Annotated in this window: 12 protein-coding genes; 1 reads left to right on the forward strand and 11 read right to left on the reverse strand. The window is 59.3% G+C overall.

Annotated elements, in window-relative coordinates; genetic code table 11:
• From VWZ85_RS09475 to ccoN, 7 genes are all read right to left on the reverse strand, one after another.
• Positions 1–471 (reverse strand): FixH family protein, encoded by a 471-nt coding sequence (locus VWZ85_RS09475; protein ID WP_340546723.1) that lies wholly within the window; start codon positions 469–471, stop codon positions 1–3.
• Positions 468–1,907 carry a cytochrome c oxidase accessory protein CcoG gene (gene ccoG, locus VWZ85_RS09480; RefSeq protein WP_416588027.1) on the reverse strand — a complete coding sequence of 480 codons (1,440 nt, stop codon included), beginning with the start codon at positions 1,905–1,907 and terminating at the stop codon, positions 468–470. Before ccoG ends, VWZ85_RS09475 begins: the two co-directional genes overlap by 4 nt.
• A 555-nt stretch (positions 1,908–2,462) precedes the next feature.
• A complete protein-coding gene (locus VWZ85_RS09485; protein ID WP_416588029.1) occupies positions 2,463–3,263 on the reverse strand; it encodes a transglutaminase-like domain-containing protein in 801 nt (266 codons plus the stop codon).
• Positions 3,264–3,416: 153 nt separating this feature from the next.
• Entirely contained in the window at positions 3,417–4,286 is an 870-nt protein-coding gene (ccoP, locus tag VWZ85_RS09490) for a cytochrome-c oxidase, cbb3-type subunit III (RefSeq protein WP_340546720.1), read from the reverse strand.
• The gene (locus tag VWZ85_RS09495) at positions 4,283–4,480 is read right to left on the reverse strand and encodes a cbb3-type cytochrome c oxidase subunit 3 (RefSeq protein ID WP_340546719.1); all 198 of its coding nucleotides are present in this window, start codon (positions 4,478–4,480) and stop codon (positions 4,283–4,285) included. The genes ccoP and VWZ85_RS09495 overlap by 4 nt, the downstream gene beginning before the upstream one ends.
• A gap of 12 nt (positions 4,481–4,492) precedes the next feature.
• The gene (gene ccoO / locus VWZ85_RS09500; protein WP_340546718.1) at positions 4,493–5,221 is read right to left on the reverse strand and encodes a cytochrome-c oxidase, cbb3-type subunit II; all 729 of its coding nucleotides are present in this window, start codon (positions 5,219–5,221) and stop codon (positions 4,493–4,495) included.
• Between the two features lie 13 nt (positions 5,222–5,234).
• Positions 5,235–6,845 (reverse strand): cytochrome-c oxidase, cbb3-type subunit I, encoded by a 1,611-nt coding sequence (ccoN, locus tag VWZ85_RS09505; protein WP_340546717.1) that lies wholly within the window; start codon positions 6,843–6,845, stop codon positions 5,235–5,237.
• A gap of 207 nt (positions 6,846–7,052) precedes the next feature.
• Here ccoN and VWZ85_RS09510 point away from each other — a divergent pair, with 207 nt between their 5' ends.
• Positions 7,053–7,892 carry a universal stress protein gene (locus VWZ85_RS09510; RefSeq protein ID WP_416588032.1) on the forward strand — a complete coding sequence of 280 codons (840 nt, stop codon included), beginning with the start codon at positions 7,053–7,055 and terminating at the stop codon, positions 7,890–7,892.
• 63 nt (positions 7,893–7,955) lie between these two features.
• On the opposite strand, the gene fnrL is transcribed toward VWZ85_RS09510, so the two are convergent.
• From fnrL to VWZ85_RS09530, 4 genes are all read right to left on the reverse strand, one after another.
• The gene (gene fnrL, locus VWZ85_RS09515; protein WP_340546715.1) at positions 7,956–8,696 is read right to left on the reverse strand and encodes a transcriptional regulator FnrL; all 741 of its coding nucleotides are present in this window, start codon (positions 8,694–8,696) and stop codon (positions 7,956–7,958) included.
• Between the two features lie 293 nt (positions 8,697–8,989).
• Complete coding sequence (locus tag VWZ85_RS09520; RefSeq protein ID WP_416588071.1) at positions 8,990–10,600, reverse strand: ABC transporter ATP-binding protein; 1,611 nt, start codon at positions 10,598–10,600, stop codon at positions 8,990–8,992.
• 88 nt (positions 10,601–10,688) lie between these two features.
• Positions 10,689–11,795 (reverse strand): ABC transporter permease, encoded by a 1,107-nt coding sequence (locus VWZ85_RS09525; protein ID WP_340546714.1) that lies wholly within the window; start codon positions 11,793–11,795, stop codon positions 10,689–10,691.
• 3 nt (positions 11,796–11,798) lie between these two features.
• Entirely contained in the window at positions 11,799–12,884 is a 1,086-nt protein-coding gene (locus VWZ85_RS09530; protein ID WP_340546713.1) for a microcin C ABC transporter permease YejB, read from the reverse strand.
• Positions 12,885–12,890 lie beyond the last annotated feature (6 nt).

Consider the following 12,890-nt stretch of genomic DNA (forward strand, 5'->3'; position numbering starts at 1 on the left):
TTACCGCGCCACATGCAGGATGACCCGCTGCGTGAATTCGGTGCCATCCTCGGCCCGGGCCACCATTCGGATGTTCCAATTGCCCGCGCTCAGCTGCGCAGCTGCGACATAGGCCGTACCGTCAAAGCGAAAATCAGGTGTCTGATCATCCTTCACATGGGTGGCACGGCCGAGTGTCGCTGCCAAATGTGCCACCTCAACCGGTGCGCCATTGGCATCGGTGATCTCCAGTTTCACCTGATCCCCGGCGGCCGAGGCATAGACTGACCAGCCCAAAGCCTGCTGCGCATCGCGACGGGCATCGAAGCTCTGGCTCGCGACATAGCTGTTCTTGACCTCCAGCCCGGGAAACGTCCGCACCGCATTGACCGCCAGTGCGATATTGACAGCGATGATCACGGTGAAGGCGCCGCCGAAGATCATAAGCGCGTGCCAGCCGGTGAACTGTCGTGTCGGTTTGCCCTCGGTCATTGGCTGCTCCCGTTCCCGTTAAAGCTGGTATCCTTATACGCACGTTCTCCATTGTCGATATCTGCAACCCAGATCCGCACCGGCGTGCTGCGCGCTGCGGCGGCATCGGCGGATTTCGGTGCCACGATATAAACGCGCTGAAGCAGGCTGGTATCGGCAGGCACCGTAACGATCGAGCCATCAATGCCTTCCAGCGTCAGCTGCATGCCAGGCGCTCCCTTGATCGAAAGTTCAAACGGGCGTGGCTCTCCAGTCTTGTTCCGCAACCGCACATCATAAGTGTTACGGATCGAGCCGTCCGAGAGCGTCACAAAGGTCGGGTTGCGCACCGGGGCCACCGTCAACTCGATGTCCGAACGGATGAACAGGGCAAACAGGAGCACCAGACCAACGCCCCCCCAGAGTGCCGTATACATCAGCGTACGCGGGCGCAGGATATGCTTCCAGATGTTCTTGGGTGGATGGCCTGCGCGCTCATTCGCCTCGTCACTGAGCGCCATATAATCGATCAGCCCGCGCGGCTTACCGATCCGTTCCATCACATCATCGCAGGCGTCTATGCAAAGCGCACAGGTGATACATTCCATCTGCTGACCATCGCGGATGTCGATCCCCATCGGGCAGACGTTGACGCAGGCCATACAGTCGATGCAATCGCCGTGGACCAGCCCCGGCTCATCGGTCTTGCGCGGTTTGCCGCGCGGCTCTCCCCGCCATTCGCGGTAGCCGACGGTCAGCGTATCCTCGTCCATCATCGCCGCCTGAATGCGTGGCCAGGGGCAGGCGTAGATACAGATCTGCTCACGCGCAAAACCACCGAACAGGAAAGTGGTCCCGGTCAGGATGGCAATAGTGGTATAAGCGACCGGGTGGGCATTCCCGGTGACAAGATCATGCAGCAGCGTCGGTGCATCTGCAAAATAGAAGACCCAGGCCCCCCCGGTTGCGAGACCAATCAACAGCCAGAGCACCCACTTGGTGATCCGCAGACGCGCCTTGCGAAAATCCAGCTTCTGTTGGCGGTGCAGGCGAAGGCGCGCGTTCCGATCCCCCTCGACCCAGCGCTCGACCAGGATGAACAGATCCGTCCAGACCGTCTGCGGGCAGGCATAGCCGCACCAGACACGCCCCAGCGCCGAGGTGAACAGAAACAACCCCAGCCCTGCCATGATCAGCAAGCCTGCAACGAAATAGAACTCATGCGGCCAGATTTCGATCCAGAAGAAGTAAAACCGCCGATTGGCCAGGTCCAGCAACACCGCCTGATCAGGCAGCGCCGGACCACGGTCCCAGCGGATCCATGGCGTTAGGTAGTAGATCCCCAGCGTTACCGCCATGATATACCACTTCAGGTTACGAAAGGCGCCGGACACGCGGCGGGGGAAAATCGGCTCTCTGGCGGCATATAGGCTGGGGGCGGGATCGGAATCGCTCACGGACTCACTCCAAATCTTGCATTGTTGCAGCGGTTGTCCCAGATGCGCCCCGGACGAACCTTGACGTGGATCAAACGCGTATGCGGAACACATCTTTGCCGTCGTGACGACATCGTCAACCGGGCGCGGCATTCCGTCCGAAACCACGGCGCGCCCAATAAATCCATAAAGTAGAGGCCTTTGCGCTCCTCTCCCCGCGGTCGGCCGCGTCGCCACGTCGCAGATGTGACACCAGGGCGCAGCCGCGAGATGTCACCGGTCCCGCGCTCCGGGAACAAGCCTAGCGTGATTGTGGCCAGCGGGATAGAACCCAATCGGCTGAGCAACCGGCACCGCATATGGAGATGAACGCTTGGGAAAGCGAGAGCGTCGGCTTTTCAGGAAACGCGCGAACAGATCGAAAAGCCGACGCTGGGTCCGTTTACCTGCAAGACAGGTAGCGGACTGGACGGCCACCGGCGCTGGAAAGGGCACATCGGTGGCACTGTCTGATGAGGCAAGACTATCCGGCATCCCGTCCATTGTATTTGACCGGGATCAAAGACCGGCCAAAATCTACTCTCCCTCTGTTGAATACGGGCCGGTGTCCGCGGTAAGAAGCGGACTGGAGAACTGCGGTTCCAATGTACTGCTCCCACCTGGCAGTACCGGCACCTGCCCGCGACGGATCCCGGCGACCCGATGGTTCATCCAATGACGAATGGCATTCCGATAGAGCCAACCGCGTATGCCGCGCAGGTCCTGCCGGTGGCGGGCGTAGAAGGCATCCGGGCTATCGAACACACCAAGATCTGCATTGATCCCGGTTTTCTGAATATAGGTGTCGCGCCCTTGCCATACGACCATCGGCGCTTGCAGGCAATCGGTGCCAGCGCCATAGCCACATAGCGTGTCGCGCCCCGGAAATGCCGCCTGCAAAGCCCCGAGCACGCCCTGATCCAGGATGAAACCCTCCAGGTTGATCCATTGGCCGTCCAGCTGAACCTCAACCCAAGAATGCAGGATATTGCGCGGAGCCATCCAATACACCAGTTCGGGTACAACACCGCGCTGGAGGCTCTTATCAATGGTGAAGCCATGCAGACGGCACGGAATGCCAAGCGCCCGCAGCAGCGCCATCAGCAGGGTTGCCTTGGTATTGCATTGGCCGTAGCCGTCCGCCAGAACCTGCGATGCCGTCCGCGTATCAGCGATGTTATAGCCAAACAGAATATCATTGCGGACGTAGGTATAGGCGGCGCCGATCCGGTCAGCGGGTGCGAGCTGCTGCCAGCCACGCGCTGAAATCAAAGCAGAAATTGCTGGCGCGGTGATATCCAGCATAGAGGTTGCGGTAAGGAAGCGGGTATCTGACATGAGGTCACCTATCTGGTTGCCCCACCCTGCTAAACCCTACAGCAACTGTAGCTTCAAGAAAAAAATGCGTCACAATTCGCCTTATCAAAACGCAGATGGGGCCGCCCGAAGGCAGCCCCAGAGATCATATCCAGCGACACGAAACAGGCAGAGCTATTCGCCGCCACCCAACTGGTGCACATAAGCCGAAACCGCGCGGATCTGCGCCTCGGTCAGACGCGTGTTCCAGTTTGGCATGACCCCGTAACGTGAATTGTGGACGGTCTCTGTCAGGGTTGCGTAATCCCCGCCATAGAGCCAGATGGCATCGGCCAGGTTCGGAGCGCCCTGTGAACGGTCACCGGTACCGTCGTCCATGTGGCAGGAGGCGCAATTGTCGGCAAAGACCACCGCACCCGCCTCCACCTTCGTCGCATCCTGAGGATCGCCCGAAAGCGACATCACGAAGTTCACGACCTGATCAATCTCTTCCTTCTCCAGCAACTCATCGCGACCAAAGGCCGGCATCTCCGAATAACGCGCCTCGTCGCTTTCTTCGTTGCGGATCCCATGGGCGATCGTCGCGTGGATATCCTCGATCGATCCGCCCCAAAGCCAATCGTCATCCAACAGGTTCGGATACCCTTTGGCCCCGGCGGCACCGGCACCGTGACACTGGGCGCACCAGGTCTTGAACACCGCAGAACCAGCCGAGACCGCGTAGCCGTTCAGCTCGGGATCGGTGGAAATCGACGCAAGCTCAATCTCCTCAAGGCGGCTGTTGATCGGGGCATTCGCCTCGTTCACAGCGGCGATTTCTTCTGCCACCAGCGCCCGCGAGTTCCAGCCCAACACACCGGCAGTCGCAGACTGGATGCCCGGCCAGGCCGGATAGGCGATGGTATAGCCAATGCCCCAGATAATGGTCGCGTAAAAGGTCCAGAGCCACCAACGTGGCATCGGGTTGTCGAACTCCTCGATCCCGTCCCAGCTGTGGCCGGTGGTATTCGGATCGTCCTCGAACTTCTTCACTTTCTTGCTCATGACCGCGCCTCCTTGGCTTTACCCATTTCTGGGGCGGGTTTGTCTTCATGCCGGAAGGGGATGTTGGCGGTGTCCTTGTAGACCTTGCTGCTGCCGGGGCGGAACGCCCAGATCACAACAGCCAGGAAAAACACGAACAGAAAGAGCAACATCCAGCTGTCCGCAAATTCCCGAAGCAGAGTGTAGATATCCATGCCTGCCTCCAATCAGCGGTTGGCTGCGGGGGTGAAGGTCGAGAAATCAACCAAAGTCCCCAGCATTTGCAGATAAGCGATCAGCGCGTCGGCCTCGGAGATCCCAGGCTGACCGTCGAAATTGCGTACGCTGACCTTCTCGCCATAGCGCTCCAGAAGCCCGTCATAATCGGCGTCGGGATTGCTCTGGGCGCGGAAGTCGGCCTCTGCATTTTCCAGCATCTCGTCGGAATAGGGCACACCGACAAAAGCGTTCGCCGCCATCACATCGCCGATGTATTCGCCGTCAATCCGGTTGTTCTCAAGGAAGCCATATTTGGGCATCACCGATTCCGGGACAACCGACTGCGGGTCGCGCAGGTGATCCACGTGCCATTCGTCAGAATAGCGGCCACCCACACGGGCCAGATCCGGGCCGGTCCGTTTGGACCCCCACTGGAAGGGATGGTCATACATCGACTCCGCTGCCAGCGAATAAGGACCGTAACGTTCCACTTCGTCCCGCATGGGGCGGATCATCTGGCTGTGGCAGACATAGCAGCCTTCGCGGATGTAGATGTCACGCCCGGCCAGCTCCAGCGGGGTGTAGGGGCGCATGCCTTCCACCTCTTCGATGGTGTTTTCCAGCCAGAACAGCGGTGCGATCTGGACCAGCCCACCGATGGTGACAACCAGAAAGCTGCACACCAGAAGGAGGGTCGCATTGGTCTCGAGGATTTTATGTTTGTCGAGAATTGCCATTGTCCGGCCCTCCTTATTCAGCCGGAACCGCAACGGTCAGGCTGGCCTCTTTGGCCGGCGCCCGTCGTACGGTCATCCAGAGATTGTAGCACATGATCAGAGCACCAGCGAGGAACAGGACCCCGCCGAGGGCGCGCACCACATACATCGGGAACTTTGCAGCCACGGTGTCGGCAAAGGAGTTCACAAGGAACCCGTTGGCATCCACTTCACGCCACATCAGGCCTTCCATAATGCCGGTCACCCACATCGACGCCGCGTAGAGAATGATGCCGATTGTCGCCAGCCAGAAGTGCCAGGACACCAGGCTGAGCGAATAGAGGCGCTCACGTTTCCACAGAACCGGCACTAGGAAGTAGAGGGCACCAAAGGTAATCATGCCGTTCCAGCCAAGCGCACCGGAGTGAACGTGACCAATGGTCCAGTCGGTGTAATGCGACAGCGAGTTCACCGCGCGGATCGACATCATCGGACCTTCAAAGGTGGACATGCCATAAAAGCCGATCGAGATCACCATCATACGGATCACCGGGTCGGTGCGCAGCTTGTCCCAGGCACCCGACAGTGTCATCAGGCCGTTGATCATGCCGCCCCAGCTGGGCATCCACAGCACGATGGAGAACACCATGCCAAGGGTCGAGGCCCAATCCGGCAGCGCGGTGTAATGCAGATGGTGGGGCCCCGCCCAGATATAAAGGAAGATCAACGCCCAGAAGTGGATGATCGACAGCTTGTATGAAAACACCGGTCGTTCCGCCTGCTTGGGCACAAAATAATACATCATGCCAAGGAACCCCGCAGTCAGGAAAAATCCGACGGCATTGTGGCCATACCACCACTGCACCATCGCATCCTGCACACCGGACCAAAGGATCACGGATTTGGATCCCCAGATGCTGACCGGAATGGTCATGTTGTTGACCAGATGCAGCATCGCCACGGTGACGATAAAGGCGAGGTAGAACCAGTTGGCCACATAGATATGCGGCTCCTTGCGCTTGATAACGGTGCCCAGGAACACCGCGAGATAGGCAACCCAGACGATGGTCAGCCACAGGTCAACGTGCCACTCCGGCTCGGCATATTCCTTCGACTGGGTCGAGCCGAAGAGATATCCGGTCGCCGCCAGCACGATGAAGAGCTGATAGCCCCAGAACACAAACCACGCCAGATTGCCCCCCCAGAGACGGGCGGCCGAGGTGCGCTGCACCACATAAAAAGATGTCGCAATCAGCGCGTTACCGCCAAAGGCGAAAATCACCGCCGAGGTATGCAATGGACGGAGCCGCCCAAAGTTCGCCAGCCCCTGTGCCCATTCGAAGTTCAGGACCGGAAAGGCCAGCTGGAAGGCGATGAACACCCCGACCAGAAACCCGACCACACCCCAGAACGCGGTTGCGACCACACCGGCGCGTACAACACTGTCAAAGTACTCGCCCTGTAACGATCCCGTTGCAGTCACAGGCTCATCGGTGTGTTGTAGGGTGTATAGAAACAGCCCACCAGCCACGATCATGATGATGATCGCATGAACCTGATAGGCCAAATCCCGCGCGTAATTGGTCGCGATCATCGCAAAGAGCGTGACCAAACCAAGCGCGATCAGCTTGATATAATTAGACATCTTGCGTCCCTTTTCCTTGCCCGACACGATTCTCTGGGTCGCGTCAGACAGATTTTTTCTGAGCCTTAAATGCAAAACTGCGCCGGACAACGCCTTGATCTGTATCAAGACGGTTTGCCGCAGAATGTGAGAAGCACCTTCACAATGGCGCAACACGCGGCACAACCACAAGTTTGTTGCGGTCGCTCATACTCATGTGAGGTTAATATGTCCTACAAAACACTACTGACTGTGCTGACCACACCCGCAAACACCGGAGCCCAGCTGGAGCAATCCATCTCGCTGACCCGCCTGAGCGACGGCCATCTGGATGCCCTGTGCCTGGGGGTGGATCGCACCCAGACCGGGTACTACTACGCCGGTGCCAACGCGATGGTACTGCAGGAGACCCTTGCCCGCGCCAAAGAGGAGGTCGCCGAGATCGAAACCGCCGCCACCGAGCGGCTGACGCGATCCGCCGTGACTTTCAACGTCGAGACCGGTGTCGCGCAAATGGCCGATATCGGCCGTCATGTTGCACGAATGGCGCGGTTCTCTGATCTTGTCGTTTTGGACCAGCCCTATGGCAAGGATCGCCCCGCCGAAGCGGAGGCCATCGTCGAGGCCGCCCTATTCGAAGGCCGCGCGCCGGTGCTGGTGGTTCCCGATGACTGCCCACTGCCCGACCAACCCAAAACCGTTCTGGTTGCCTGGAACGAAAGCATCGAAGCGATGACCGCCATTCGCAAGGCGCTGCCGATGCTTCAGGCAGCGGATGTGGTGCGTGTGGTGGTGATTGATCCGCCGCAGCACGGTCCAGAACGTTCCGATCCAGGTGGAATGCTCTGCCAGATGCTGTCACGCCACGGGGTCAAATGTGAGATCGACGTACTGAGCAAAACAATGACCCGGGTCTCCGATGTGCTGAACCGCCACGCCGTGGATACGGCTGCCGATCTGATCGTAATGGGCGCCTACGGCCATTCCCGGTTCCGCGAGGCAATCCTGGGCGGTGCGACCCGCAACATGCTTGAGAAGGCCAAAGTCCCGGTTCTGATGGCGCATTAGCCGCGGTCCAAAAAAAAAGGGGCCGCGGTTGCTGGCCCCTTGCTCATGCGCTCTATCGGAAAGTCAGATCAGACAGCCCCCGTCGCTGTCGTCGCCGGCTTCTTCCATCAGGCGGCCCATGTCAGGCACGGTCACATGCCGTTTGCCTTCCAGTTCAATGACACCATCCCTACGCAGGGCTGAGACCTGTCGGCTGACTGTCTCCAGCGTCAGCCCCAGATAGTCAGCCATTGCTTCCCGGGTGAGCGGCAGATCGAATACCCGCCGATTGCTGTCCTTGTGGCGCTGTAGGGACGCATCGCGCCGGGCCAGAATGGACAGAAGGCTGGCGATTTTTTCGCGCGCTGTCTTGCGTCCCAGAACCAGCATCCATTCCCGCGCCGCGTCCAGTTCGTCCAGCGTCATCTCAAGCAACCGATGCGCCACATGCGGCGTCTGGGACATCATGTCCTCAAACGGTTTCTTGCGAAAACAGCACATGACCACCGTGGATGTCGCCACGACATTATAGGCAGCCGTATCGCGCCCCGGTCGCCCGACAAAATCGCTGGGCAAGAGCAGGCCGACCATCTGGGTGCGGCCATCTTCCATCGTCTGCGTCAGGGTCGCGATGCCGGACACAACCGACCCTACGAAATCCATCCGGTCGCCGGACCAGGTGATCGGCTGACCGGCCTCATATGTGCGGTAGTATTTGATCGAATCCAGGACTTCCAATTCATCCGCATCACAGCGCGCACAAACAGCGCGGTGACGAATGGGGCAATCGCCGCAGTTCACATTGTGAATGGTAGGAGCGTTCATGATTGATCCGATTTGATCTGCGCCAAGGCCAAAGCCAACCTGCAACCACCAACTTAAACATGTGCCGCGCAAATCACAATTGGCGACGCCGCGTTTGTTGGCATGATGGGCCAACCCACCGGACGGCCGCCCCACCAAATAACGCATGCAGGGCACTCTTGTTAGCTATCTCAGCAGGTTAGGCGCCGGCGACAGCCTCAGCCGTTTCAGCAAGCCGGATCTGCCAAACTGTCGCGACCCCCATACCATCGGAACCAAAGCTCAGGATCCGGCCTATCCGCGGAAACAAGCCCTCATCCAGCCGCAGCGAGCAACTGCCGCGTATAAGGATCCGACGGGTTGGCAAAGAGCTCCGCAGCGGATCCCGCCTCCACCACATCGCCCTGCTTCATCACGATCATCTTGTGCGACATCGCGCGCACGACGTTCAGGTCATGGGAGATGAACAGATAGGCCAGCCCGTAGCGCTTTTGCAGGTCGCGCAGCAGGTTGACGATCTGAACCTGTACCGTCATGTCCAGCGCCGATGTGGGTTCGTCCAGCACGACCAGTTTCGGCCGCAGCACCATGGCTCGCGCAATGGCGATCCGCTGCCGCTGGCCGCCGGAAAACTCATGCGGATAACGATCCATAAAGGCCGGATCGAGACCAACCTCCGTCATGACCTCAGCCACCAGATCCCGAGGATCCCGATCCTGATCGACATTGTGGATGGCCAGACCTTCGGCAATGATCTGCGCGCAGGTCATACGCGGGCTGAGCGAGCCAAAAGGATCCTGAAACACGATCTGCATATCGGCACGCAGCCGCCGCAGATCCCTCGTAGACCATTGGCGCAGATCCTGTCCCTGGAATTCCACACGCCCGTCCGACGCAATCAGCCGCATGATGGCAAGAGCCAGCGTTGTCTTGCCGCTGCCGCTTTCGCCGACGATGCCCAGCGTTTCGCCCGCCCGCACCGAAAGCGATGTCGGGTTCACAGCCTTCACATGGCCGACGGTACGTTTCAGCAAGCCTTTCTGGATGGGGAACCAGACCTTCAGATCCTCGGTCCGAACCAACTCTTCAGCAGCCCGAGGCACCGGTTCCGGCTGGCCTGTGGGTTCGGCATCCAGCAGTTTGCGGGTATAGGGATGCTGCGGATTGGCGAAAATCTCAGCTGTCGGTCCGGTCTCGACAATTACTCCGGCCTGCATGACACAGACACGATCCGCGATCCGGCGCACAATGCTCAGGTCGTGGGTAATGAACAGCAGCCCCATGCCCTCGCTGGCCTTCAGGTCCGCGAGCAGTTCAAGGATCTGGGCTTGGATCGTGACATCCAGTGCGGTGGTGGGTTCATCCGCGATCAGGATATCGGGCTGGTTGGCCAGGGCCATCGCGATCATCACCCGCTGGCGCTGACCACCCGACAATTGATGCGGATAGGCATCGAGACGGGTTTCAGCGTCGCGGATACCAACCCGGTTCAGCAGGTCCAAAATCCGGTTCCGCGCCGCAGCGCCCGCCAGCCCCTGATGCAGTGCCAGCGACTCGGCCAGCTGTTTCTCGATCGTGTGCAGCGGGTTGAGCGAGGTCATCGGCTCCTGAAAGATGAAGCTGATATCGTTGCCGCGCACCTGCCGAAGGCGGCGGTCACTGGCGCCGACCATTTCCTTTCCGTCGTAGGTGACAGACCCGCTGACAGTGGCGCTGTCCCCCAGCAATGACACGGTGGACAGCGCAGTCACCGACTTCCCGGACCCGCTCTCACCCACCAGCGCGACTGTTTCGCCGCGACCAACAGAGAAGGACACACCGCGCACGGCCTCGGTCACCTTGCCGTCCTGGCGGAAAGACACGCGCAGGTTCTCGACGTTCAATAGCGGCGAAGTTTGATCGCGTGTTGTCATCGGATTGCCCATGGGTTGGAGCATTTGCGGGTCGCACCATCGCACGGCGGCGAACAGGAGGCCGCGACGCCTCTATTCTGCGGATTAGAGCCTGAACCGGTCATGAGAAGGTCTTTCTCGGGTCAAAGGCATCGCGCACCCCTTCAAAGATGAAGACCAGCAGCGACAGCATGATGGCAAAGGTGAAAAACGCGGTGAAAGCAAGCCAGGGCGCCTCCAGGTTCTGTTTTGCCTGCAAGGTCAGCTCGCCCAGCGAGGGCGCCGAGGACGGCAGGCCAAAGCCGAGGAAGTCCAGCCCTGCAAGCGTGCCAATTGTGCCCGTCACGATGAAAGGCAGAAACGTCAGCGTCGCCACCATCGCATTGGGCAGCATATGGCGGAACATGATGGTCATGTTCCCGACCCCGAGCGCCTTGGCAGCGCGGACGTATTCCAGATTTCGCGCGCGCAGGAACTCGGCCCGCACCACGCTCACAAGGGCGGTCCAGCTGAACAGGATCATCAACACCACCAACAGCCAGAAGCTGCGCCCAAGGATCGCAAACATGATGATGATGACATAGAGTTGCGGGATGGATCCCCAGATCTCGATCACGCGCTGAAAGATCAGGTCCAGCCATCCGCCAAAGAACCCCTGAACCGCACCCGCAGCAATACCGACCAATGTTGCTGCACCGGTGACCATCAGGGTAAACAGGATCGACAGACGGAAACCATGAATGACCCGCGCCAGCACATCCCGTTTGGTGTCATCGGTGCCCAGCAGGTTCTCTCCATTCGGTGGCAGCGGTGCCGCACCGGGCCGGTCGACCGTGGTGTTAAACGAATAGGGAATCAACGGCCAGATGGCCCATCCTTCTACGAACCCGTCTGCTGAAAATGTACCGGCCTCGATCTCTTCCAGAATAGTTTCGGGGTCGTCAAAGCAGTCTTCGATCCCGCCGGAGGCAATCAGACACCGAACCTCAGGGTCGCGGTACGCCGCCTCGGTCTGGAAATCGCCACCAAAGACTGTCTCCGGGTAGAAATTGAACACCGGGGTGAAATACGAACCGCGGTAGTTGACCAGCATCGGTTTGTCGTTGGCGATGAACTCGGCAAAGAGCGAAATGCCAAACAGGACCGAGAAGATCCACAGCGACCAGAAAGCCCGGCGATTGCGGCAGAAATTGTTCCAGCGGCGCTGGTTGAGCGGAGACAAAGCCATCTGTCAGCCCTCTCTCTTTTCAAAGTCGATACGCGGATCGACGATCACATACATGAGGTCGGAGATAATGCCGACAACAAGGCTCATCAAACCAAAGATGAACAGCGTGCCAAAGATCACCGGATAGTCGCGCGCCACGGCCGCCTCGAACCCCAGCCGCCCCAGACCATCGAGCGAGAAGATCGTTTCGATGATCAGGCTGCCGGAGAAGAACACACCGATGAAGACTGCCGGAAAACCCGCGATCACGATCAGCATCGCATTGCGGAAGACATGGCCGTAGAGCACGCGCCGCTCGCTCAGCCCCTTGGCCCGTGCCGTCATGACATATTGCTTCTTGATCTCATCCAGAAAGGAGTTCTTCGTCAGCAGCGTCAGCGTGGCGAAGGCGGATATGGTCGAGGCGACTACCGGCAGCGTGATGTGCCAGAAATAATCCGCCACCTTGCCAAACAGGCTGAGACTCTCCCAATTGTCGGAGGTCAGCCCCCGCAGTGGAAAGATCTGCCAGTAAGAGCCGCCGGCAAACAGCACCAGCAGCAGAATCGCAAACAGAAAGCCGGGGATCGCATAGGCTGCGATGATCAGACCGCTGGTCCAGGTGTCAAACCGGCTGCCATCGCGCAACGCCTTGCGGATGCCCAGCGGGATCGAAATCAGATAGGCGATCAGCGTCGACCAGAGCCCCAGGGAGATCGACACCGGCATTTTCTCCAGCACCAGATCCATCACATCAATCTTGCGAAAGTAGCTCTCCCCAAAGTCAAAGCGCATGTAGTTGCCGACCATCAGGAGGAACCGCTCCAACGGCGGCTTGTCCAGCCCATACTGCCGTTCCAGCTCTGCGATCAGCTCCGGCGGCAGCCCCTGTCGGCCAGCGTAGTTGTCATTGGCGGCAACGGCCTCACTGCCCGCATCCCCGCCGCCCCCGGCGAAGCCTTCAAAGACGTCACCGCCGCCTTCCAGCTGTGCGATCATCTGCTCAACCGGCCCCCCCGGCACAAATTGCACCAGAGCAAAATTGATAACGAGGATCCCGAACAGGGTCGGGATCACCAGAAGAAAACGTCTAAGGATATAGGCTGCCATGTCAGG

The organism is Phaeobacter sp. JH20_29, from assembly GCF_048056175.1.
Lineage (GTDB): Bacteria > Pseudomonadota > Alphaproteobacteria > Rhodobacterales > Rhodobacteraceae > Phaeobacter > Phaeobacter bryozoorum.